Consider the following 1,227-nt stretch of genomic DNA (forward strand, 5'->3'; position numbering starts at 1 on the left):
ACACCAACGAAAAACCCACATCCCCCAGACCCAGCTCAGGCCGCGCCGACACAAACGCCGACAACCGACCCGCCTGCCCCACCAGACCCGCCGCATCCCGCCCCGACAAAACCCACGGGAAAGCGACCGGCACGACCGAAGAAAGAAGCGAAGAACCGATGGGACCGACCGGCGAATCCGACCCGGTGACGTCGTGCACCGGCCGCTGCCGGTCGCCAGCGGCCGGAACTGCGGGTGCCTCCTCCAGGATCACGTGGGCGTTGGTGCCGCTGATACCGAACGAGGACACCCCGGATCGCCGTGCATCCCGCGTGCGCGGCCACGGCGTCGCCTCCGTCACCAGCCGGAGGGCCCCCGACGACCAGTCGACCACCGGCGAGGACTCCTCGGCGTGCAACGTCTTCGGCACCACCCCGTGCCGCATCGCCATCACCATCTTGATCACACCGCCGACACCCGCCGCCGCCTGCGTGTGCCCAATGTTCGACTTCAGCGATCCCACCCACAGCGGCCGATCCGCGTCCCGGTCCCGTCCGTAGGTGGCCAACAGCGCCTGTGCCTCGATCGGATCGCCGAGCGCGGTGCCGGTGCCATGGCCGTCGACGGCGTCGATCTGTTCGGCGGCCAGGCCCGCGTCGCGCAGTGCCGCGTCGATCACCCGTTGCTGCGACGGGCCGTTCGGCGCGGTCAGCCCGTTGCTCGCCCCATCGGAGTTGACCGCCGACCCACGCACCACCGCCCACACCGGATGCCCGTGGCGGCGCGCGTCCGAGAGCCGCTCCACCAGCAGGACGCCGGCGCCCTCGGCCATGCCGAATCCGTCGGCGCCGGCGCCGAAGGCCTTGCACCGCCCGTCGGCGGCGAGCCCGCGCTGCCGGCTGAACTCGACGAAACCGCCAGGAGTCGACATCACCATGACGCCGCCGACCAGGGCCAGCGAGCACTCCCCTGACCGCAGCGACCGGACCGCCAGATGCAACGCCACCAACGACGACGAACACGCCGTGTCCACCGTCAGCGCCGGCCCCTCCAGACCGAAGGTGTAGGCGAGGCGGCCGGAGACGACGCTGGCCGCGTTGCCGGTGGCCACATAGCCCTCGCCGGTCTTCGGGGCGGCGGCCAGCAGCGACACGTAGTCCTGGCTGTTGGTGCCGACGAACACCCCGGTCTGGCTGCCCCGCAACGTCCCCGGATCGATCCCGGCCCGCTCGAAGGCCTCCCACGACG

The 1,227-nt window shown here is 71.6% G+C and carries 1 protein-coding gene; it reads right to left on the minus strand.

The annotated features are described in order from the left end of the window. A partial coding sequence (locus MXD58_RS27960) for a beta-ketoacyl synthase N-terminal-like domain-containing protein (RefSeq protein WP_250611170.1) occupies nt 1–1,227 on the minus strand: 1,227 nt, incomplete at both ends.

Source organism: Frankia sp. AgKG'84/4, assembly GCF_023242965.2.
Lineage (GTDB): Bacteria > Actinomycetota > Actinomycetes > Frankiales > Frankiaceae > Frankia.